The organism is Candidatus Binatia bacterium (assembly GCA_026415395.1).
Lineage (GTDB): Bacteria > Desulfobacterota > Binatia > HRBIN30 > HRBIN30 > HRBIN30.
The window spans coordinates 1-21,728 of the sequence record JAOAHD010000022.1; the positions used below are offsets into that span (position 1 = coordinate 1).

Here is a 21,728-nt window from a genome sequence, read left to right on the forward strand (position 1 = left end):
ACACACATACCCCTGCGGGCGAATCCCATCCGCCGGACAGCTCTTGCCAACTCCGTCGCACACCTCCACAACGTCACAGCCACCCGTGGCCGCTCGGCACACCGTACCCGCGCTGGCCACATCGTCCGCCGGGCAACTCACGCTCGTGCCCGTGCAGTTCTCGGCCACATCGCACACCCCACTGGCCGCCCGGCACGTGTACGTGCTCGGCCGCAACACGTCCGCTGGACAGTCGTTCGCATTGCCTGGGCAATTCTCCGCTACGTCGCAAACATCGGCCGCAGGTCGACATACAGTCGACGAAGGCTTCTTCGCATCCGCCGGACAGGTTGCACTCGTGCCGGTGCAATTTTCCGCCTGGTCGCACACACCAGCCGCAGCCCGACAGACAGTCGATGAACTCTTAAACCCGTTGGGCGGGCAGGTATTGCTTACGCCGTCACAAAATTCCGCGACGTCGCAATCTCCAGCCGAAGCGCGACAAATCGCCGTACTCTTGGCATCGGTGGGGCAAACCGCACTAGTGCCAGTGCAGTAGTCGGTCAAGTCGCACTCCCCTACCGAGGCACGACACACGGTCGTGGGCGGGGCGACCTGATCTGGAGGGCAGGTCTCGTTGAACCCATCGCAATAATCGGTGACGTCGCACACACCCACCGAAGGCCGACACACCGTCGTGTTCGGAGCAATTGGATGCGTGCAGTTGTTACTGCTGCCGTCGCAAATATCCAGGCGGCACGGCTTACCATCGTCAGAGCACGCTGTACCCGCGGGCTTCTTAGCGTCGGCTGGGCAGGTCGCTGACGTTCCGGTACAGAACTCTACCGCATCGCACTCACCGGCAGCGCTCCGACAAGCAGTCGACGTCGATGCGAAGGTGCAATTTGCGGTGCAACAAACGCTACCTGCAATCGCTGGATCGCACTGCTCACCGACCACCGAGTCGATCACCCCGTTCCCGCAGAGGGCATTGAACGTCACCGTAACGAAGTGACCGTCGTTCGCCTGCGTGCGCGACGGGGTTCCGGGATAACCGCACACGTCACAGCCAGTCGTGGAACCGTTCTGCTCGCCAAGACGAACCGCCGCTTCACAGGAATTGCTGCGCACATTCGCCGTCCAGGTGAAAGTCAAGGAATGGGACTTCGACACTCCGTTGCTCACACCGTAAATCGACGCATTTGCGCCTAAATTAAACGAACCTGATGGTGGGGCGCCAATGTTTAAACTGCCGGTAACCGTGGTGCCCCCACTTTGACTCCCCGAAACACCACTCATACTAGTGCTCCCATCGCACCCGGGAGCATCACCATTCACATCGCGGGCACCAACCAGGTTCTGCACAACGTCGAGGCGGTAACCTCCCGGGGTGGTCACGTTAAAAGACATGTTGTGCTGGGCCGTGCCGTACTGATCGCGCGTACTGAAAATGCCAACATCTGCGTTCACGTTGAACGCGTACCTGCTTCGAATTTGCGTCCCCGTTTCCACTTGCTTTGCCACGGACCAGCCCGTAAAGCCGTCCGAATTATTTCCCGGGCTCCCGGCGCTCCCGGCAGAGCTTACATTGAAGCTTGAGATTTGCGCCGATCCCGGGACCGACGCAAGAAACAAAACCATCGCAACGACACCTGTCATTCGCAGGTGCACCCTGCCGTAACGCATAAGTTCCCCTCTCTACCTCGAAGGACCCTCAGTCGGCCTGCCGCCGTGCATTCAACTTGAATGCGCTTCCCTTACCACACCCTGCCGCCCGTTTGTCAATACTAGATTTTTCACCTGTGCGCTCAGCGCTTTTCCGGCTCGTCGCGGTACACGTAAGGGAGAAGCACCGTCGGGTCAAAGAACGTCACTACGTCTCGCACTCGACCTTGCCGGAGGAAGAAAATGCTTACGCCGCGCCAGCGTTTCTTGTCGTCGAGCCGATCCGGCCAAGCCCACCACTCGATCACAATGCTCCCTGGGCCACGGTGCACCGCGCGCTGCTGGACCTGCCCGTTGGGGAATAGGCGCCAATATCCTTGTACGTGTCTCGGAAGCTTCTCGGCGCCGATCCACGTGCCGAACGCGCTGCTCCAATAACGCGCGTCCGGCGGCAGCAAGCCGTCCAACTGCTCCACAGTGCGGCTATTCAATGCTCCGATCCAGGCTACAGCCCAGCGGCGCGCGTCGAGATCGCTCGGCACCGGTTGCGGCCACCCATTACAGCCAGCGACCTGCAAGAGCGTAAAAAGACCAACGGCTGCGAGCGGACAAGCAAAAACTCGCCGACGGCTCACGCCCACTTCCCGTATCCGCGAAGTTTCAGCTCCGCCACCACTTGGCGGACTGCTTGCGCGTCGTCTTTCGGACAAACGAGCAGTGCATCGGGCGTGTCTACGACGATCAGCCCGTGTACAGCAGCGAGAGCTACCAGCCGAGAGGGGCTCCAAACGATGTTGTCCGAGGCGTTCCAATTCAGCACGCGCCCGTGGCTTACGTTCCCATGCTCATCGGTTGAAAAAAATACGCCCAGTTCGGTCCAACTGCCGACGTCGCTCCAACTAAAGCTGCCTTCGACCACGACGATCGGAGGACTCCCTCTTTTCGACACAGGCTCCAGAACGCCGTGATCGACCGATAACGAAGGGAGCTTAGCGTAAGCCGAGGCAATTCGACGCGGGGAAATCGGCTGACCGCTAGTGAGCATGTCCACGAAGCAGGCAACCACTTCCGGGGCCGTCGTGGAAGCGGCCTGCAAAAACGTGTTCAAGTGCCATACGAACACCCCACTATTCCACAGAAAACGCCCGTTGCGCAGAAAGCGCCGCGCCGTCCGGCTGTCGGGCTTTTCGCGGAATTGTCGGACAGAATACGCCGTGCCCTCTCTTCCTGGGACTGCGAGCTGCGCGCCACATTCGATGTAGCCATAACCGGTTTCCACCCGGCTGGGTCGAATTCCCACGGTCACGAGTGCCTGCTGGCCGGCCAAGAGTGCCGCCCTCCGCAACGTCTGCCGCCAGCGCGCAGCTGGCTTCACGACGTGGTCCGCAGGAACGGCAATCATCACCGCATCCGCATCACGCCGTCGAATAGCAACTGCCGCAAGCAACAGGCAAGGAAGCGTGTTTTTCCCTTCCGGCTCGAGGAGCAAATTCCCCTCCGCCAGTTGCGGTAGCTCTTCACGCACGCGCCGAGCATAAGAGCGGTGCGTAACAACCAACAGCCGTTCCCATCCGACCAACGGTGCGAGCCGCTCTGCCGTACGCTGGAGCAAGCTCGCTTTGCCGTCCAAACGCAGGAACTGTTTGGGCTCGCGCGCACGACTCAGGGGCCAGAACCGTGTGCCCTGGCCGCCGGCCATAATCACGCCATAAAGTGGAGCTCTTGCCACAACGCCTCACCTGCGATGTGCGGAGCCATCGAAAGATCTCGCGACTCGGCCCTTCGCCACCAGCGGCTCCTCGCGGACCAACCGGCGATTCAACAGTTTGCATCTCGTATCTTCCCAATTCTCCACAGCCACGGCTTCCACCGGGCAGTTCCCCACCCCTGCCCACTCATCGATAAACTCCAGAACTGCGCGGTCGTTCCCCTCCGGATGCAAAGCATCACCGAAATACAGGATGCGCTGAACTCCCTCGCTCAACAATGCACGGAGAGGGAAGCGCTTATCATGGCCCTCCACGACGATGTCGAAGGAGGTCTGTCCACCCAACGTCACGCGCAACCCGTGACTCGCTTGCCATGGCGCAATCAGCGTCCGCAGCCGTTCCAGCAGCCGCAGCCGGTAACCCGTACGCCGGTCGAACTCCACAAATGCGGCTCGCTGGGCATAGGCCTCTGCATCCATCTGCGCTGGGCGCCCCATCGGCACCACGTTGATCATGCTGCCACGATTAATGATCTGCTCGCCGCGCACGGGAACTCCGGACGCTTCCAGACAGAACTCGCGCTCGTTCAATAGAATGCTCACGGATCGAAGCAGCGCATCGAAGGCAGTTTCGCCCAGATGATCGCGCAATGCGAAACGACTGACCGGCTGAACCTCCACCTCTCCACCCCGCACGAGGCAACGGTACCGGTCGGCACCGTTGCAGACGAACGCATCGAAGCGGCCCTCGAAGCCATACTCCGCTAGCGGCTCCACAAGCTGCTCCATCACTAACTTCAGGTCGCTCCCCGCAGCTAGATGAAACACGGGATCGAGCCGGCACAACACCTCGGCCATCTCCTCACGAATCGGAGCGCGTGGTGGTGTCAGCGTATTGTCCACATCGAAAACGATTGCACCGACCTTCATTCCGTCCGCCCCAAACAGAGCGTTACCGTCTACTGCTGTGCAGTAACGTTCCCCCTCTAGCCTGCTTCGTAGAGCACACGGACGGCGCGGAGGCACACGCCCGGACCTGTTAATGTAAGGTGCAGCCAGTACTGGAATCCCTCCCGCACCACCTCGGGCTGCGGCAGCTGCACGGCTGAGACCTCACGCAGCGGACGCGCAAGCGACATGGGCGTGAGGGCCAGTAGCTCACGCGCAGTTTCCGCCGTGCGAAACAAGGCAACAACGCCAAACGCATCATCAGAAACATCGTCGAACACGGCTTCGATTCCCTCAATCCGCGCCGCCACTGGAACAGCGACCCGCGCCAGGAAATACCCGGCTCCCTGAGTCATACAGAGAGGACCCAGCCCCGCGCTCGTCAATGTATACCGCACCCCTACGCTCGCCGGCACGAACTCCTGCGGTGCAACGACCAGCACCTGAGTTGCTGAGCGAGCAAAAGCACCGCCAGCCCAGATTAGGCAAAAAAACAGCGGGGCAATGCTCCAGAACCAACCCTTTTTCTCTTGAGCTCGAATCATGCTTTTCATTGCGCCGCCGCGGTGGAGCGGAGGAGCTTCAAGAACGACCGCGCATCGAAGTAGTTACGCATCCACACGATGCGCTGATGGACAACACCGAACACCGCCAAACCCACGAATTCTAGATCAACATCTCGCACCCGCCCTTTTGCAACCCAGTGGATCGCGCCACCTTGTTCCAGGGGAATAAAGCGCTGCTGAACGCACTGCCAGTGCGAGGCCTCTGGCCACAATCGCGCAAACGGTCCGAAGTGCGTGACGGCCTTAACCGGAGTCGGTGTCACCGAATCCTCGTAGCTAGCCTCTGGTGCGAAAAGTTTTTGCCAAGTGGCAACGTCCCGATTCTGGCAGGCTGCAATCCATTCGTCAGCCAACCGACGGGCTGCCGAGTCTCCAGCAAGCGCACCCGACGCGCAAGCCACACCCACCACCAACACAGCAACACCGCTCACCCTCATGCGTGTGCCGTGCCTCCGAACGTGGGACGTTCGTTGCCGCAGTAGCAAATGGCCAGCAAATCCAACGCACCGCTAGTCTCTCGCCGAATGCTGAAATCGCTCGTTTCGATTGGTGGGTTTCCCTTTTGAGCGATGCGGCGGCGCACCAAGCGCGCCAGTCGTGGATAGGCCCACTCGACGAGGCTTCGGGGAATGTGCTTGCGCAACCCCAACGGGTCTAGGCGCAAGATCCGCCGCGCTTGCCGTACGCGAGCCTCCTCGAACGCCATTACCTTATCATTGCCCCAAATCCCGAACATCTCCACCCGTGGGAACACGGAGCTCAGCACGGTTTGCAATTCGTCAGCTATGTACTCATGCACGTGATAGGGGTTTTCGATGCGGCTAAGCAAGCGATTTGGCGTCGTGATCACGAGCCCCCCGCCCTTAGCGAGTACCTTGTGCGCAGCAAAAAGGAAGGGTTTCGGATCCTCCAAGTGCTCGATGACCTGGAAATGGCAAATGATGTCAAAGGTCTGCCCGAGCTTGTCCACTTCTTCCAGCGAGCAAGCCTCGTAACGCAAATTGGGGCGCTGGTAACGTTGCCGCGCGGCAGCAATTGCCCTCGCCTCGCGATCCACACCTACCGCCTGCTCAGCGACCTCCGCGAGCAGTGCGGTTCCGTAACCGTCTCCACAACCCGCGTCCAACACGCGTTTACCGCGTGCCAGCACTTGCGCGTAGCTGTAAGCAAACACGTGCCGGGCTAAATCAGCTTGGAAGAGAGGATCGCCAGCGTGAAGGCGCTCCCCAGTGAATAAGCCACCCTGACTTGCTGACTCGCTCATTCGAAACTCCCAATCTGCTGTTTGCTGATTACCTCAACCCGGAACCAAAGCACCCAGTTTTGCCAAGGCGCTACGCACGAATGCGCGCACACGGTCGTCAGGATCTGCCACGTGGAGCTCTAAGGCTGCAACCGCGGAGCGCTCGCCTAACTCGCCCAGACCCCAGGCTGCGGCCATCCGGACTTCCACCTCAGGGTCATCGAGCCCCCGTTCCAACAGTGGCTGCAATGCCGCATCTCGCACGCCTGCCGCGACCCAAAATGCAACTGCTCGGACTTCCGACTGGGGACTCGTCATCTCGAATTCCAGTGCTGCCCTCCCTTCGGAATCGTCCCGGTCCCACTCTTTTACCACAACCGCCGGAACCCATAAGCGATCGAAGCGCAGCAAGCGAACGATTGCCGGAAACACCGGGCGTGCTAGGTCAAGCGCGGCCACGGCATCAGCTGCTTGACTCGAGAGGTCTACCCACTCGTTTCGATCGCCCAGCAATCTGATGAAAATTGGAGCGAGTGTCTTCGCTTGCAGGTGAGGAGCAACGCGCACAGCAAACACCCTTACGGCTAAAGGCTCAAAGGGGTTGTCCGCCCAGTCTGCAAGCCTCTCCCACTCGATACTCGCAAGCGCCCGGTCGGCGGCGCGCCAGTCCTGCGAAAACCAATACGAGGCAAACGCAAGCTTGCTCGAGATGTGAAACAACAACCCGGCAACGGCGGGACGAGAGGCTGGGTCGGTGTCGTAGAGCCGCAACAGCGGAGCCACGCTTCGCGCATCGCCAATCTCTGCAATCGTTCGGATGGCGAGCTCTGCTTCTTTGCCCTCGAGGCGCTGCCCTTCCAGTAAGTGCGCCAATGCAGCGGCGCCCAAGGAACTGCGGGACTTGCGAATGAGTCGCACTGCTTCGTACTGAACAGCCGGCCGGGCATCCGCTAACACCGCGGCAATTGCTTCGGGATCCTCTCGCTCTGCGGCTGCCAGCGCCAAGCGCAGTTGAGCCGCCGTAGCTCCTCGCCGGTAACGTAGTTCTCGCTGCCAGAGCTCCGGGTCTCCCGGCAATCCCTGTTCTTGTACGTCCAATTCTTTTGGCGTTCCCGGGGCCAAAATGTTGAACACGCCAACCTGCGCGACCAAGCGATAATTGCGGGTCACGTAATCGCGGAGGTTGAAGTAGTACACGGGTGCCGTGGCGAAAAAGAGCGGATGGTCGTGAAGCGTGACCACGAAGCGCGGCGGCCGTTGCCGCAGAGCATCGATCACTTCCGCTTCGACCTCGTGCCCAGGCCAGCCAGGGAAAAAGTATCCATGCCGTGTCGGGTTATGGCGGTCGGCCAAAAACGACAGGACATCGAGCACGGGGAAGGTGAAAACGAATTCGCCGGGCGCGGTGTGGGCAATGAGAAAGCGGGTGGTTTCGTTGATGGAGAAGAAGAGCCGCCCTGCTGCAGGCTCGATGACCAACGGGGCGCGGCCACTTTGGAGCCGCACCACTGCATCGCCACTGCGCCACCCAAACTGCCATAGGTACCATATGCGCTGCCAGGCAGGCGCGGTAAGTGCGATGATGCCCACCGCCACCGGAAGAAGAGCAAGCGTTCGGAATCGTCGACCCCGAGCAAGGCTGCGGCACAACACCGCACCAAAACGGCCAGCAAACTCGCTCGTCAGTGCGGCACCCACCACCAACAGCGCCGGCACCGCCGGAACGAGATGCATAAAATCGGTTCGCGGGTAGAGTTGCGCATGCATGAACAACGCTGCAAAGAGCACGATCACAAAGAGCGGCAACTGCCTCGAAGTGCGCTCGGGTAGATCGCTCGCGTCCTTCCCACTCCGCAACCTTACCCGCAATCGCCACGCGGCAATCACCGCGGCACCAACCGCCAACCAAATGGACGCCAAAGCCAGGGCAAACGACACATCGCGCACCCGCATGGTGACGGATGCAGTCAGCCCTTCGACCATGGCAGGCGGGTGCCGCAACAGCGCAGCCCCGACGAGTACCACAACCGCAACCCCAACAGTGCTCAAGACCCTGCCGTGCAAGAACCGTTGGCGCATGGCCCAGTAGGCCACAAGAACAAAGAATAAAAAGGCGAAGACTCCCCAACTGAAGGAACTGAACGGCGGGTACGGCAGAAAATAAAACTTGTCGAACCCGGTACCGACGAACAGAGTCGTGCGGAGAAACTGCGCCGTGCCCAGTTGGCGCCAGTAGTGCCAGGCCCAAGGGAGCACCATCAGCGCCATGCCAGCACCAAAAGACAAGCCGTTCCACCAAGCACTGCGCCACGAAACCGTGCGACGCAGTGGCGCCGGCAACCCTGTGGTCACGGCTGCAAAGGCCAATACCGGTAGAACCAAGGCGGCGAGCTCTCGGTTCCCACCGGCTCCTGTAACGACGACGGCCAAGCCTGTTACAGCCAGGAATGGCAACACGACAAGCAAGGCCCGCGTGCTCCATTCGAACCAGCCACCGCGCGCTGGGTCGCCATCCGAGCCGACCCGAAGGAGCACCGCTACAGCTGAGAGCGATCCGGCGGCGGCGAGAATGCCGCTGTTAGGTTTGAAGCCGAACACCAAGCCAGCAGCCGCGCCTGCAGCGAACAGCCACCATGCGCTGCCGCGCTCCCACCATCGCAAAACCATCGCAACTCCGAGAAGCCAAAGGAGCGTGACGTACCAAATGGGATACGGGATGTTCGCCGAGAAAAATTGGCCATCGTAGTAGGGGATCAGAGCTACATAGGCCCAGGCCGCCAGCGCCGCCGGCCACCGCTTGGCCCCGATCTTCTGCGCTAAAAGGTAAATGAGATACACGGCCAGCGAGTTCACCACCGCAAGAGCAAACCGAATCACGAGGACGTTTACGGCAAGCAAGCGGAACAACAACCCGTTCCACCAGTACACTCCTGGCGTGTAACCCGCGTGAAAGTCGGTGTAGAGCCGATGGCCCAGAGACGTCCGGTAAATTTGGTACAGCAGCGTCCCTTCGTCATCGAGATTCAGGCCGTACGGAACGAGTGAATAGAAATACGCCGCCGTGAGAGCGAAGAACAACCCATCCACCCACGACCACTGGCGTCCCCGCATGGCCCGCCTGTCTAGCGCGAATCGCTGCTCGAAGTACAGCGGCTTTCGCATCCTAGATGCCGGCGGGCCCATCGCGCAGCACTGTGGACGCTCGCGTCAGGATCCGTCGCCAGTAGTTGGCGCAAGAGCGGGCAAAACGCACATTGCCCAAGCGGGACGGTGAGATACGCGCTCAACGCGCGAGTCGCCGGATCTGCTGCCTCGCTGGCTGCTCGGATCACGCGCAGGGCATCGCTGCCGGGCAACCGTGCCCAATCGAGGAACAACGGCGGCAGGATGGCGGGCAGATTCACAAAGCGGCTTGCAAGCTTTGCCCATTGATCGGCGGCCGAAGAAAGCCTCGCTGCCAGGAGCCCCCGTTCCAGCACCGACGCTAAGTCAGTAGGCTCCGCACCACTCACCGCCAACGCCTCCCAAAGAAGCTCGATCGGGGCGCGTGCAGCCAATCGCCACGCGAGATAAATCCTCAACCGCGGATCGCGCTCCTGCAGAAACCACGAGCGCATGTCCGCCCATTCTTCCGGCACGATCGCCGGCGGCGCGGCATCCTCGTCGGCACCCCCGAACTGCCAGGTCAACAAGAGGTTGCGCACGGCCACGTTCCACAGCGCGTTTGCCCAGTCGGTGTAAAGCGGCGACTCGGGCGTCGGGCGTACCCTCGCCAGAACTGCCCCTACCCTCGCATTCGCCTGTTCTCCAGCGATGCGCAGCACCAAACGGGCACACCCAGTGGACCACGTCCGGTAACCGAACTCCGCCCACGCCCGCGACCATTGCTCCAACGCAACGGGGTCAGGGCTGCCGCGCAGAGCGAGCAAAGCCTGTCGGTTGCATTCTTCGCTGGCTGTCTTTCGCTCCCACCTTTTCCAGTGCGGTGCTGAATCCCCGCCGCCGTCCGCCGGCACGGACGCACCCGTCTGCGGCCTCCAAACGCGGAACGAACCGAAGCGCTCCTGAACCGCATACCGCTGCTCGACCCAGTGCTTGAGCAAAAAGAAGAATCCGGCCGCATCGGCAAAGAACAACGACGGTGGGTATTCCGTCACGATCCAACGAGGAGGCCGTCGTTGCAGGTCATCCACGACTTCAGCCTCCACAGAGTGTCCGGGCCAACCGCTTTTGAAGTAGCCGATTCGCGCTGGGTGCCACGTCGCCACGAGAAAGCCCAAGAGATCGAGATCGGGAAACGTAAACAACTCTTCGCCCCTAGCCCCTTGGCGAAGCAACCAACGGGCGGTGTGCGCAAAATCGCGCTGCCGCTGGCCGGCATGATCGGCGCGCACAAGCACAAGGGCGCGATCTGTATCCCACCATTCCAATCTAGAGGTCAGGCCAACGAGAAAGCCCACCACATGGCTCCACACCCGCAGTTGCGGCGCACTACACACCAGCAGGACAGCCAACGCCGCTGCCGGCACCAGTGCCGGAAATAGCTCGCGCAGCCGGTCCGGCAGCGCCCTCGCCCAACGGCGCGAGTACGCTTGCCCGATAACAACGAGCAGCACGAGACTCAGCGGTGCGGCATAGGCCAAGTGAAAGAAATCGCTGCGCGGGTACGCAGTCCAGAACAACGCTTGCGCGCCGATATTGAGGAGGGCGAGCCTGGGCGCCAAAGCTTGCCAACGGCGGGTGACCCCCAACAACAGTGTCCCTACTGCCGCCACAAAGTGCGCAGTCGGAACGGCGATGTACAAGCCTCTCCGCACGGCTGAAATCACTGCTTGCTCCGCTCCTTCCGGTTTTGGGGCCAGCGCAGCGTACGCCACCATCATGGCGATCACGACCACCAGGATCGCCACGGACCACTCTTGCCGCTTTTGCCCACGGAGCCACAGCGGTAACCACCAGGCCGAGACGCTCAGCGCCACTGCTACCAAAAAGAGTAGCCAACTCCACTCGTAAGGGATGAAAAAGTGCTCCTCGTAACCGGATCCGACAAAGAGCACGTCACGCCATACTCCGCTAAAGCCGAGCTTCCACCAGTACACCGCCAGCCACGGCAGCGTTACACTGAGGAACCCAGCTCCCGCCAGCAGTAGCGCCCGCAAGCCAACCTGGGTACCAAGGGTCGTTGGCGGCTGCGCACTCAGGGCAACCGCGATCCAGGCAACCACCGCCAAGAGAAACGGACCCAAAAAGACAAACCCGTGCTGGTCCAACAGATGGTGACGAAACACCGCCGCGACACTGGTCGCCACCGCTAACAACGCGACCAAGGACGACACCTCGAACCGGCGCGCGAGCAAGCCTGCAGCGGCGGTGGCCGTAAATGCGAGTTGGAACAACCCGGAATTCGGTTTGAAGGAAAAACTCAACCCAGCAAGCAAACCCGCGGACAGCCACCGCCAGCCGCGGCTATCTTCCTGCCCCTTAACGAGCAGGAGCCAGCTGCTCAGCATCCAGGCGATGCAGTACCAAGCCGGGTATGGCACGTTGAACGACAGCTCCGACACCTCGACGACGGGTAGCAAAGCGGCGTACGCCGCTACCGGGACAACCGACCATGCTGGCGGCGCAAAATGCAAACCCACGCGGAACAGTAGGAGGGCGTTCACTACGTGCACCGCCACGAGCGGCAAGCGCACGACGGACAAGTGCTCACCAAACCACCGGAAGAGCAAGGCGTGAAAATAAAAGTACGCCGGTGTGTAACCGCTGATGAAGTCGATATATGGCACCTCGCCGCGAGCCGTGCGGTACAAAAGGAATACGGTGGCGCCCTCCTCACCCAGATTCACACCGTAGAGGTGCAGCACTCCAAAATACGCGAGGGCCGCTGCCGCAACGGCCGCTTGCCACCACACAGCCCGCCGCACCCGTTTCGTCCCCGCCACTCGCGCCTGAACCATCAGCGACGAGCAACCTCAGCTTCGATCACCTCGATGGTTCGGTCTGCCGCCTGCTCCCAAGAGAACTGCTTTGCCCATGCAATCGCCCCGCGGGAAAGGCGCTCGCGAAGGGAGGTATCCGTCAAAATCCTCGCCATCGCATCCACCAGCGCTTGCAGGTCTCCGTGCGGGACCAGAAGTCCCGTTTCTCCGTGGCGCACCGCATCGCGCAAACCCGGGACATCGCTGGCAATCGCCGGAACCCCACACGCGTTGGCTTCGAGCACGGTAAGGCCCCAACCTTCCTTCTCCGAGGTGTTCACCACGACGTGGCAACGGCGGATGTAATCCACCTTCACCGCGTCGGGGACAAATCCTGTAAATGTGGTACACCGCTCGAGCGAGAGTTCGGCGGCTAGCTTCTGTAAATGGGCCTGGGCTCGGCCATCCCCTACCACAACAACATGCAGATCTGGCAACATCTGGCGCAGCTTCGCCGCCGCCCGGAGCACGAGATCGATGCGCTTATAAAACTCCACGCGCCCGAGCACGAGCACCGTGGGCTGCACGTCTGGGCAGCGTCCGTTCGGGTTGTACAACACATGATCTAGCCCGTTCGGAATTACGTGAATCGATTCGGCGGCGATCCCGCGGGCAATTAAATCGTCCCGCGTGCTCGGTGAAACGGCCACAAACCGGCGCCCGCGATACACCCAAGGGATGAGCCGTTCGAGCCCCACGACCGCCGCCGCCACCGGCGGTGAAACTTGCCGGAACGCCGTCCAACCGAACAAATGGTGCGTGATCAGCAACACCGGCACATCCGTGTAGAGGGGTGTGCAGAACGGAATCTTATTGAGGTGTTCCAAGATCACCGTGCCGCCGCGCCGACTCTCTTTGCGCACTTTCGCCGGCAGTTGCAAATAGTACGTGAGCCGGTTGCCAAAGCGGACGATCCGCAAGCCGTAATCGGTAACCTCCTCCTGTGCGGCACCCCGGTACCAAGTGCAGAAGAGCGTGGGTTCGTACCCGCGGCGCACGAACCACTTCGCCATTTGGGCGATGTGCAACTCGGCGCCTCCGGCCCAGGGGTGTCCGAGGTCACGCTCGTTCAAAATCAGCAACGGCCGACCCATGAGACTACAGCCGCCCGAGCCACGACCTCCACTTAAGCCACCACACGATCCAGAGAGCTTCGAGAGCAATCCGCTTGTTCATCTTTGAGTCACCCACCGTGCGGTCAACGAACAAAATGGGCGTCTCGAACAATCGGGCTCCGAGCTGCCAGGCGCGAAACGTCATTTCAATTTGGAACGCGTAGCCATTCGACCGCACGCGCTCGAGGGGAATGCGAGCCAACAATTCTCGCCGCCAACACTTGAACCCGCCGGTGACATCGGCAACCGGCAGGCCGGTAACCCAGCGGGCATAGGCGTTACCGTAGTAGCTCAGAAGGAGGCGGCTCATCGGCCAATTCACCACTGTGATCCCCCGGAGGTAACGAGAACCGAGCACCAGGTCGTAGTCCTCGGCCAAACGCAACAGTTCTGGGACCATGTCGACCGGATGGGAGAAGTCCGCGTCCATCTGCACAATGAGCTCCGCTCCATCGTCCAGCGCTCGGCGAAAGCCCGCCAGATATGCGGGGCCAATCCCTTCCTTCTGGCTGCGCACGAGGACAGAAACCCGCGTGTCCGCGCGCCCCATCTCCCGTACCACATCGGCAGTTCCGTCTGGAGAGTTGTCGTCCACCACGAGCACCCGCAAGCCCTCGCGCCCGTTGAGCAACGCCGGAATGATGCGCTGGATATTGTCACGCTCGTTGTACGTGGGAATCACAACCGTCGCAGTCATGGGGCTGGTGCCGGGCCGAATTGCGGTTCAACGAAAGCGTACCGACCAGTCGTAGTCAAACGAATTCCAGGGGATTCGTTCCTCGTCGGGGTTGTCCGGGTCGTAAAGCTCGCTGGCGACGCTGACGAGCTGCGTGTCATCCTCGAGTGCGACCCAGCCATGGTACACACCAGGCGGCACCACCAGAGTGCAGGGATTGCGCGCGCTGAGAACGTATTCGTCGAGCTGGCCGTACGTGGGGCTATCAGGACGGTCGTCTCGCAACGCGAATTTGGCGGCACCGTGACTGATGTGGAAGTAATCCCACAGCACCCGGTGCTTGTGCCACGCACGCACGGTGCCGCGCGCAAAGTCGCCGACAATGTACACTTCGCCGAACTTAGTGAAGTGCGGATCGTCGGCCCGGAGCACCTTGATCAAGTAGCCGCGATCGTCCACCCGTGCCCGCAACTCGATTAAGCGAACGCCTTCAATCATATGCCGGAACAACGAACATCAATCACTGCAGTCCCTGCCTCTGCACTTCGACAGCCAGAGCCTGTAGGCCCGCATCCACATCGCGACAAGAAAAACCAAATTCTTCGAGGCGCCGAGCCTGTAGCCCCCCTCGCAATGGTCGTCGCGCGCGTTGCCCCAAAGCTGCCGTCGGAGTCGGTTGGATCCTCGTCGGATCCAATCCGAACACCGCGCACACGCGGCGAGCGAATTCGTGGCGCGGCAGAAAATCCGGCGCGGCCACGTGCCAAACACCGGCCTGCGCTGCATCGACCAAACACCGGACGGCCCGCGCAATATCGCGAACGTAGGTCGGTGTGCCCCATTGATCCGATGGCACACGTATTTCTTCGCCGGATCGCAGTCGCTTCAGCAGCGTCATCACGAAGTTCTTTGGCGGCCACTCGCAACCGTACACACCGCAAACGCGCACAATTAGATTCTCTGGGTTCGCAGCCAGCACCAGGCCTTCGGCCGCGAGCTTCTGCTCCCCATAAACATTGATCGGAGAGGGCTCTGCCCGTTCCGAGTACGGGCCGGCAGCGCCGTCGAACACATAGTCGGTAGAGAAGAACAGCACACGGGCTCCGTGTGCATGCGCGACCCGCGCGACGGTTGCGGGTCCTTGCACATTCACGTCGCGCGACTCCTCCGGGTGATCTTCGCACCAGTCGACGTGTGGTTGTGCTGCCGGAACGAAAATCCACGCCGGACGCACCTCAGCCACCATCTTCGCCACCTCCTGCCCATCCCGAATGTCCAAGGGCAGAAGGCCAGGCTTGGGGTGCTGAAAATACGTGCCAATTGCCTGACCGGCGAAGGCATCCATCAAGGCGCTGCCAACAAACCCGGAAGCTCCGACTATGAGAACCCGCATGCGCCGATGACTCTAGTTCTACCGATCACCCAGCACGAGCAACCGAACGTCCCGCGCCCCTGCTCTTCCAGCGCAATCTCGCGTCCAGCGCACCCGTTCGTTGTAACTCGCGGAGCTGGCTCAAGCGCGCAAACGTGCCGTGACCGATCGTGTCAGCCGTAACGCCGAGCTCGCGGAGTTTCTGCGCAAGCTCGGCCAAGGCATGCTCCAGTGGTTCGCGGGGCACCGCATCCGGAAGACACCGAGCAAACTTGTCGAACCGCACCCGATAGCTGCGGGCGTCAGCCGCAGCGTCGGGCACCAGCTCCACACGGGAGCCCGGGGTCACCACCGTCACGGCCTCGGCTAGATCGCGCACACGGTAGTTGTTGCTACTCGAGCCGACATTGAACACCTGCGCCCCCACGACCTCGCGGGGGGCTTCTAACACCTCGCCAATCGCCCGTGCTACGTCTCGCACATGCACAAGTGGGCGCCAGGCTGTTCCATCAGATTGCAAGCGCACTCGACCCGTCGCGACGGCCCATCCGGTGAGGTTATTGGCAACCAGATCTAAGCGCATGCTCGGCGAGAAACCGTAAACAGTGGCCAAACGCAAGACCACCGGCGAAAAGGCTTCATCCGCCAACGCCAGGAGGCCGTGCTCTGCACGCCATTTCGATTCGGCATAAGCGCTCAGTGGCCGCGCGGGGCTTTGTTCATCGACCCACTCCGAACCAGCCGCGCCGTAGATGCTGCACGTAGAAGCAAAAACAAAGCGCTTCACACCAGCCGCCCGGGCGATGCTAGCCAAGTGCAACGTTCCGTAGCAATTGACCTCCTGCGTGAGCAGAGGGTCGAGGGCGCCGAGGGGATCGTTGGACAAGCCGGCCAAATGCACCACCGCATCCACTCCATCGAGGAGGTCGCGGCGCACATCACGAAGATCACAGCCCAGCCTCCCACCTCTACCTGCGGCGCTCACGCACCAACGATCGAACCACCCAGCGTCGAGCTCGACCACTTCGTAGTCACGCTCCAACAGCAAAGGGAGCAACACCGAACCGATATAGCCGCGACTGCCTGTGACCAAGACTCGTCTCAACACTGCTTCCCCGCGAATGGTGGTTCGTTCATGGGACCTCCTGACACCCGGCACCGCGATAGAGCGGCGTTCCGCGGAACTCCTTTCAGCTCTGGCAGACAACCATGTGCACCGCGCTCGCGCCGGGGTCGCGGGTAACCGCGGAGGATCCGACGTTCCCTCGCAAACTCACTTTGCCAGAGCCGGCACCGGAGTCGGCACGCCTGGTGGCAACACACGTTCCACCTCGAATTTTTCTACGCGCCGCCAGCCGTTCTTGTGCAACCAGTACTCTGCCATAGTCAGCAGCACATCGATCCCATACTTCCAAATGTTCACGTAACACTTCTCGTCGCCGTAGTATGTGGGAATCGTGCGCTCCACCACCCGCAAACCCGCGATGGCAAATTGCACCAGAATCTCGGTGTCGAAGTGGTAGGCGTCAGAGCACTTGTGGAAGGGCACCTTCTTGAGTGCCTCGCACGCATACACACGATAGCCGGAGTGATACTCCGACAAGTTCCACCCCAGCACCCAATTTTCGACCTTCGTCAAAAAGATATTCCCCAAGTAACGGTGCAGCGGCATCCCGCCCGCGCGGGGGTCGCCGGTCATGCGCGAGCCGAACACCATATCCGCTTCGCCGTACAAAAAAGGCTCCAAGAGGTAAGGAATTTTCTCGGGCGCGTACTGGGCATCCCCGTGCAACATGATCACCAGGTCGAACCCGTTGTCGATGCAGTGCTGGTAAGCAAACTTCTGACTTCCCCCATAGCCGCGGTTGTACTCGTTGCGGTACACACGCAAATTCGCCATCCCCTTTTGGGCAGCGTAACCAAGGCCCACCAAGTAAGTGTTGTCTGGGCTCGCGTTGTCGACGATAAAGATCTCCGCGGCAATCTTGCGAATGTGCTCGGGGATCCGGTCGAGCACCTTTGGGATCGTCGAAGCTCCATTGTACGCCGGAATGTAAATGGCAATCTTCAGATCCTCGACCCGCAGCGGGGCGCTACGACTAGCCTCCGTCAATCTGGATGGCCGACTCATGTCTGCACTCTCCTTGTACTTACGGTGCCTGGAGCGCGGCTACCATGCAGCACCGCACTTTGGCAAGAAGCTCAAGCAGCGCGCACGCACAAGAGGTGGGGCCCACCCCTTACCGTCGCACAAGCTCGAGGGCGGGCGGACCTGCCGGCGGCGCCGCGAAAATAGATCTCCCCGAGCCCACGATGGCTTCCGCTTCCTCGAGCACACGGAGCCAACGCAAGTTTTCGAAACGGGGGTGATGCAAATCCTCAAAGCCTTGCGTGCCGAGCTGCCGCACCATGTCGCGCACTGCCTCTTCCACCGAAACCCTCGGCCGAAAGCCGAGCACAGTCTCAATCTTGCGGCTCGACACCCGGTAACTGCGCACCGTTCGGTAGGAGTAATCGGGCACGATTTCCGCATCCACGCCTTCGAGCCTGAGCGCCTCGCGGACCCGCAACGCCAGTTCCGAGATCCGCATGTTTGCCCGAGCAACGTTGAAGATCTGCCCCCGAACCAACTGCTCGTCAGCCGCAAGGCAGGCGACGTATGCGCGTGCTACATCGCGTACTTCCACTAGTGGCCGCCACATCTCCCCGCCACAGATCAGGCGTATCCGGCCGTTGGCCATGGCGTCCCGCACGAAGGTGTTGACCACCAGGTCGAACCGCATCCGCGGCGAATAGCCGTATACCGTGCCCTTGCGGAGAATCACGGGGCAAAAATCGGGGCTAGCCATCGCCAACAAGCGCTGCTCTGCCTCGAGCTTCGAAAGCGCGTAGGCAGCACGCGGCTGTACCGGAGTGGTCTCATCGCAGACCAAGTCCGACTCGTCATCCGACAAGCCCCGGTCGTAAATTGAGCACGAAGAAGCGTACACGTACCGGCGCACGCCAGCGGCGCGGGCTAACTCGGCGAGACGCACTGCCGCCAGAGTGTTCATTTCATAATTCGCCACCGGATCGTACTCAGCCGTGGGATCGTTGGATAGGCCGCCCACGTTGATCACCGCCTGAACGCCGGCGAAATGCGCGGGTTCTGCACGCCGCATATCGGCCGCGACCAACTCAATGCGATCGCGCACACGGGCAAGACCCGTGTCCCCGAAGTACAGTCGGTCGAGAACCCGAACCGTGTAGCCTCGTTCGAGAAGCTCTTCGGTCAGTACCGAACCTATGTATCCGGCGCCACCCACCAGCAGGATCATACAGAGACTCATCGACCCTTGACCACCCAGTGGTCGCCGAACGTGTCCGGCGGGACGCGGACTTCATCAGGGTTGCCGCGACGATACACCTCGGTGGCCGTACTGATCATTTGCGTGTCGTCCTCAAGGGACATCCAACCATGGAATACCCCCGGGGGCACGACGATCAGGGATGGATTGCGGGCAGAACTCACAAACACATTTGTTTCCCGGTAGGTGGGGCTATCCGGCCGGTCATCTACGAGCACGAACTTCGCGGCTCCGTGACTGATGAAAAACAGGTCCCACATCTCCAAGTGCTTGTGGAAGGCGCGCACGGTGCCTTTGGCAAAATTGCCAACGAGATAGACCTGCCCGAACTTGGGGAGATGTGGGTCCGTTGCCCGCACAATCTCGATTAAGTAGCCGCGGTCATCGACATGGGCGACCAACGGAATATTCTGCACGTCGCGAATCACAGCGCGCCCCATCGCACAGGATGGCTACCTTTTCAATCAAAAACCTACCATCCCGGAGGCAGTCGCGAACGGAGCCGCTCGTGCGCCTGTGCCGCTCGCTCCCATTGAGGATCGAAACTCAGGAGGCGCTGCAGCAACGAATCAGCCCGGTCTAATTGGCCGTGCGCCATGAGTTTCTCTGCGGCATCCACCAAGGCCTCGTTCCGCTCCACAAGAGCACCCTGATCGAGAACGAGTTGGTCCACTTTCCAGAGCACAGTAGGCACAGGCCCGGCAACGTCGAGCAGATCGACCAACAATCTGCCACGGGTAAGCGTCGCCACCGGGAGCGTGAAATCGGCAGCACGGCGCAGGGCGACCTGCCGACCGGCGCGTCGATAGTAAAACACGTGTACGCCTGGCTCTGGACTCAAATCGATGACACCAAACCTGTCGATCCAATCTTGCACTCGTCGCCAATCCGGGTGAAGATGTGCTTCTACGGGTGTCACGAGCCAGCCGCCATCCGCCGCCGGGAACACCGCGAGCGCGCGGCCGACGTCGGACTCAGCGGGTATCCGGCTAAACAGTTCGGGCGCGTAAAATGCAACAGCCCGCTGGCAAAGCGACGTCGCTAGGGCATCGTGCAACCCCACATTGTCGGACACAAGGCGCGCAATTTCCGACCAATTACGTCGAGTCTGCATTCCCTGCCGTGGCCACAAAGGCAACAGGGGTAAGACCACGAGCAAAACAGCGGCTGCAATGCCGAGTCGCCGCGCACCGTACACGCGCGCCATCCACTCCCCGAGCTCAGCCGCACCCGCAGCAAGGAGCACCAGAGCCGAGAAATAAGTCACCGCGAGGAGGTCCTCGCCGAGTACCCACAGGCGATGCTGCGCAAGTCCGTTCAACGCTACCGCAGTGCCGAACCAAACGAAGATGGGCCACGCTGCACCCCGGCTGATTGTCCGCCACATCCCAACGACGCACAATGCCCAAGCAAGGGGCGCCACCCACTCAGGCCACAGCCCTCGTAGCACCCGTAATGTGCTGCCGTTCCATGGAGGCCAAAAAAAACGCTGCGCTCCGCTTTGGATCAACCAAAACACCGCCGTCGCAACCGCATACACACCGACCGACACACGCCACCGCCAGGTGCCTATCTCTCTGCCACGGAGCACCAACAGGGCACCGACAGCAAGCCATGCTGGCCACCCTGCTGGCCCCAGTGTCATCACCGTTGCCAGCAGGCAAACAATCGCCAGCACACACACTACATTCGCGAACGCGCCCCTGACGGCGATCGCGACCGCCATAAGCGATAAGGTCAAAACCCAAGGACCTGGACTCAACGCCGTCCCGCTAATCGTTGGGTTTCCCGCAAGCGCAACGGCAAGGCCGGCCGAGATCCCGGCAAGAGTTCCGGCCATCGCCGACACGATGTACGTCGTCAAGAGCACAGCGACCAACCCGGTGAGCAGCCACGGGAGACGCAACGCGCCTTCGTCCAGCGATGCGTACCAAATGGCGTCGGCGAGGAATGAAAGAGCGCGGCGAAGCGGGTCCGCGAACTCGCTTTTCCCAATCCACGGCACCGTTACGTAGTCGAGCTCGCGAACTTCCAGCGGTAGGCTGAGATCCGGCAGCCGAACGACTGCGGCAACCAGAACCGTGCCGAGCAGCGCACTCCACGGGAGTTCCCGATTCGGCGCAGCTTGCGTGAAGATTTCGTCGTGGTGCTTGGGAGCCGGGGTTTCCGCAAGCATTCCACTTCAATACTGTTTCCGGGCGCGATCCAGTGTGTGCTCGTGGTTCGGGTGCGGGATCCAGAGCGAGCCGTCCGGAGGTTTCAAGCGAAGCCGGTCATCCCTGCGACGGACAATCAAGCCCAAGGGTAGTACCATCACGAAGTAGAACAGCACCATCAGCAGCTTCGTCTGCATCACACCAATGGCGCGAGCAATTTGCTTCCAATGCTCCCACAGCGAACGCCAGAACGGTTTGGCCACATCGTCTGCCAGAGTGCGAACAGCGGGGGAGGGAGAGCCATCGTTGGTCGCGGCACGGTTCATAGAGCGAGCTTTTATGCTCGAGTTCTGCGTGCCGCGCAAGCTCACTCAGAGTTTGCCGCTCCCCAGCTCTACTTGAAGAGCTGTTGCACAGCCCTGAACTCCGGCGCATCCGCGGTGCGCAACCATTCGAATGCGACCATCTCGACGGTCGCCGGAATGGCGCCAGAAGAGATCATTTTTTCCAAGCCTACCCGGTAATCCAGCTCGAAGCGCGAGGAAACGGCATCGTATGGAACATGGACTTGAAAACCGCGGTAGAGCAAATCGTGCACAGTTTGATTCACGCACGCGTGCGCCTCGAGTCCACACACAACCACCTGTGGACGCGCCAAAGCTCGAATGGCGTCGCCAAAGCCACTGGCACCCCAGCAGCTCAAGCATCGTTTCGAGAGCACCTGTGTGCCTTCCGGCAATTCATTCTTCAGCTCAGGCCACGTGGGCCCCAAGCCGCGCGGGTACTGCTCCGTAGCCACGATCGGTATGCCGACGATGCGGGCCGCCGCGAGTAGCCGCCGCAGAGCGACACTGAATCTCTCCTCACAGAAAATCTTACTGCGGTATGATTCTTGAACGTCAATCAGTACGACGACACTGCCGTGCCGTTCCAGTAGCCTTCCTCCCCGTTGCGCCACGCCGCTCTCCTCCC

20 protein-coding genes are annotated in these 21,728 nt (G+C 61.1%); all 20 read right to left on the reverse strand.

Translation table 11 applies throughout. From position 1 onward, the window contains the following. Positions 1-1,449 (reverse strand): hypothetical protein (locus N3C12_15620; GenBank protein ID MCX8073848.1); only part of this gene is annotated, 1,449 nt, incomplete at its 3' end. Positions 1,450-1,787: 338 nt separating this feature from the next. Continuing rightward, on the reverse strand, positions 1,788-2,279 hold the full coding sequence (locus tag N3C12_15625; protein MCX8073849.1) for a nuclear transport factor 2 family protein: 492 nt from the start codon (positions 2,277-2,279) through the stop codon (positions 1,788-1,790). Continuing rightward, a complete protein-coding gene (locus N3C12_15630) occupies positions 2,276-3,373 on the reverse strand; it encodes a sugar phosphate nucleotidyltransferase (GenBank protein MCX8073850.1) in 1,098 nt (365 codons plus the stop codon). Before N3C12_15630 ends, N3C12_15625 begins: the two co-directional genes overlap by 4 nt. A gap of 6 nt (positions 3,374-3,379) precedes the next feature. Next, positions 3,380-4,282 carry a hypothetical protein gene (locus N3C12_15635; GenBank protein ID MCX8073851.1) on the reverse strand — a complete coding sequence of 301 codons (903 nt, stop codon included), beginning with the start codon at positions 4,280-4,282 and terminating at the stop codon, positions 3,380-3,382. A 56-nt stretch (positions 4,283-4,338) separates the two neighbouring features. Next, positions 4,339-4,845 (reverse strand): hypothetical protein, encoded by a 507-nt coding sequence (locus N3C12_15640; GenBank protein ID MCX8073852.1) that lies wholly within the window; start codon positions 4,843-4,845, stop codon positions 4,339-4,341. 5 nt (positions 4,846-4,850) lie between these two features. Beyond that, positions 4,851-5,303 (reverse strand): hypothetical protein, encoded by a 453-nt coding sequence (locus N3C12_15645; protein ID MCX8073853.1) that lies wholly within the window; start codon positions 5,301-5,303, stop codon positions 4,851-4,853. Further along, positions 5,300-6,130, reverse strand: coding sequence for a class I SAM-dependent methyltransferase (locus tag N3C12_15650; GenBank protein ID MCX8073854.1), 831 nt, complete (start codon positions 6,128-6,130; stop codon positions 5,300-5,302). The genes N3C12_15645 and N3C12_15650 overlap by 4 nt, the downstream gene beginning before the upstream one ends. Before the next feature lie 33 nt (positions 6,131-6,163). After that, a complete protein-coding gene (locus tag N3C12_15655; GenBank protein MCX8073855.1) occupies positions 6,164-9,271 on the reverse strand; it encodes a HEAT repeat domain-containing protein in 3,108 nt (1,035 codons plus the stop codon). Further along, the gene (locus tag N3C12_15660) at positions 9,232-12,069 is read right to left on the reverse strand and encodes a glycosyltransferase family 39 protein (GenBank protein ID MCX8073856.1); all 2,838 of its coding nucleotides are present in this window, start codon (positions 12,067-12,069) and stop codon (positions 9,232-9,234) included. The genes N3C12_15655 and N3C12_15660 overlap by 40 nt, the downstream gene beginning before the upstream one ends. Further along, positions 12,069-13,184, reverse strand: coding sequence for a glycosyltransferase family 4 protein (locus N3C12_15665; protein MCX8073857.1), 1,116 nt, complete (start codon positions 13,182-13,184; stop codon positions 12,069-12,071). Before N3C12_15665 ends, N3C12_15660 begins: the two co-directional genes overlap by 1 nt. A 4-nt stretch (positions 13,185-13,188) precedes the next feature. Beyond that, positions 13,189-13,902, reverse strand: a complete 714-nt coding sequence (locus tag N3C12_15670; protein ID MCX8073858.1) for a polyprenol monophosphomannose synthase — start codon at positions 13,900-13,902, stop codon at positions 13,189-13,191. Between the two features lie 27 nt (positions 13,903-13,929). Beyond that, on the reverse strand, positions 13,930-14,379 hold the full coding sequence (locus tag N3C12_15675; GenBank protein ID MCX8073859.1) for a dTDP-4-dehydrorhamnose 3,5-epimerase family protein: 450 nt from the start codon (positions 14,377-14,379) through the stop codon (positions 13,930-13,932). Positions 14,380-14,401: 22 nt separating this feature from the next. Further along, the gene (locus N3C12_15680; GenBank protein MCX8073860.1) at positions 14,402-15,274 is read right to left on the reverse strand and encodes an NAD(P)-dependent oxidoreductase; all 873 of its coding nucleotides are present in this window, start codon (positions 15,272-15,274) and stop codon (positions 14,402-14,404) included. A gap of 25 nt (positions 15,275-15,299) precedes the next feature. After that, on the reverse strand, positions 15,300-16,358 hold the full coding sequence (locus N3C12_15685; protein ID MCX8073861.1) for an SDR family oxidoreductase: 1,059 nt from the start codon (positions 16,356-16,358) through the stop codon (positions 15,300-15,302). 168 nt (positions 16,359-16,526) lie between these two features. Beyond that, on the reverse strand, positions 16,527-17,384 hold the full coding sequence (locus N3C12_15690) for a glycosyltransferase family 2 protein (protein ID MCX8073862.1): 858 nt from the start codon (positions 17,382-17,384) through the stop codon (positions 16,527-16,529). 109 nt (positions 17,385-17,493) lie between these two features. Then, a complete protein-coding gene (locus N3C12_15695) occupies positions 17,494-18,570 on the reverse strand; it encodes an SDR family oxidoreductase (protein MCX8073863.1) in 1,077 nt (358 codons plus the stop codon). An 8-nt stretch (positions 18,571-18,578) separates the two neighbouring features. Further along, on the reverse strand, positions 18,579-19,040 hold the full coding sequence (locus N3C12_15700) for a dTDP-4-dehydrorhamnose 3,5-epimerase family protein (GenBank protein ID MCX8073864.1): 462 nt from the start codon (positions 19,038-19,040) through the stop codon (positions 18,579-18,581). 32 nt (positions 19,041-19,072) lie between these two features. Then, the gene (locus N3C12_15705) at positions 19,073-20,776 is read right to left on the reverse strand and encodes a hypothetical protein (protein ID MCX8073865.1); all 1,704 of its coding nucleotides are present in this window, start codon (positions 20,774-20,776) and stop codon (positions 19,073-19,075) included. A 6-nt stretch (positions 20,777-20,782) separates the two neighbouring features. Next, entirely contained in the window at positions 20,783-21,082 is a 300-nt protein-coding gene (locus tag N3C12_15710; GenBank protein MCX8073866.1) for a hypothetical protein, read from the reverse strand. A gap of 68 nt (positions 21,083-21,150) precedes the next feature. Beyond that, entirely contained in the window at positions 21,151-21,714 is a 564-nt protein-coding gene (locus N3C12_15715) for an isochorismatase family protein (protein MCX8073867.1), read from the reverse strand. Between the last annotated feature and the right edge of the window lie 14 nt (positions 21,715-21,728).

Coding starts and splice junctions, on each gene's coding strand:
- N3C12_15635 (MCX8073851.1), bottom strand. CDS start 4,282: ATGAAGGTCGGTGCAATCGTTTTCGATGTGGACAATACGCTGACACCA.
- N3C12_15640 (MCX8073852.1), bottom strand. CDS start 4,845: ATGATTCGAGCTCAAGAGAAAAAGGGTTGGTTCTGGAGCATTGCCCCG.
- N3C12_15645 (MCX8073853.1), bottom strand. CDS start 5,303: ATGAGGGTGAGCGGTGTTGCTGTGTTGGTGGTGGGTGTGGCTTGCGCG.
- N3C12_15650 (MCX8073854.1), bottom strand. CDS start 6,130: ATGAGCGAGTCAGCAAGTCAGGGTGGCTTATTCACTGGGGAGCGCCTT.
- N3C12_15655 (MCX8073855.1), bottom strand. CDS start 9,271: ATGCGAAAGCCGCTGTACTTCGAGCAGCGATTCGCGCTAGACAGGCGG.
- N3C12_15660 (MCX8073856.1), bottom strand. CDS start 12,069: ATGGTTCAGGCGCGAGTGGCGGGGACGAAACGGGTGCGGCGGGCTGTG.
- N3C12_15665 (MCX8073857.1), bottom strand. CDS start 13,184: ATGGGTCGGCCGTTGCTGATTTTGAACGAGCGTGACCTCGGACACCCC.
- N3C12_15670 (MCX8073858.1), bottom strand. CDS start 13,902: ATGACTGCGACGGTTGTGATTCCCACGTACAACGAGCGTGACAATATC.
- N3C12_15675 (MCX8073859.1), bottom strand. CDS start 14,379: ATGATTGAAGGCGTTCGCTTAATCGAGTTGCGGGCACGGGTGGACGAT.
- N3C12_15680 (MCX8073860.1), bottom strand. CDS start 15,274: ATGCGGGTTCTCATAGTCGGAGCTTCCGGGTTTGTTGGCAGCGCCTTG.
- N3C12_15690 (MCX8073862.1), bottom strand. CDS start 17,384: ATGAGTCGGCCATCCAGATTGACGGAGGCTAGTCGTAGCGCCCCGCTG.
- N3C12_15695 (MCX8073863.1), bottom strand. CDS start 18,570: ATGATCCTGCTGGTGGGTGGCGCCGGATACATAGGTTCGGTACTGACC.
- N3C12_15700 (MCX8073864.1), bottom strand. CDS start 19,040: ATGGGGCGCGCTGTGATTCGCGACGTGCAGAATATTCCGTTGGTCGCC.
- N3C12_15705 (MCX8073865.1), bottom strand. CDS start 20,776: ATGCTTGCGGAAACCCCGGCTCCCAAGCACCACGACGAAATCTTCACG.
- N3C12_15710 (MCX8073866.1), bottom strand. CDS start 21,082: ATGAACCGTGCCGCGACCAACGATGGCTCTCCCTCCCCCGCTGTTCGC.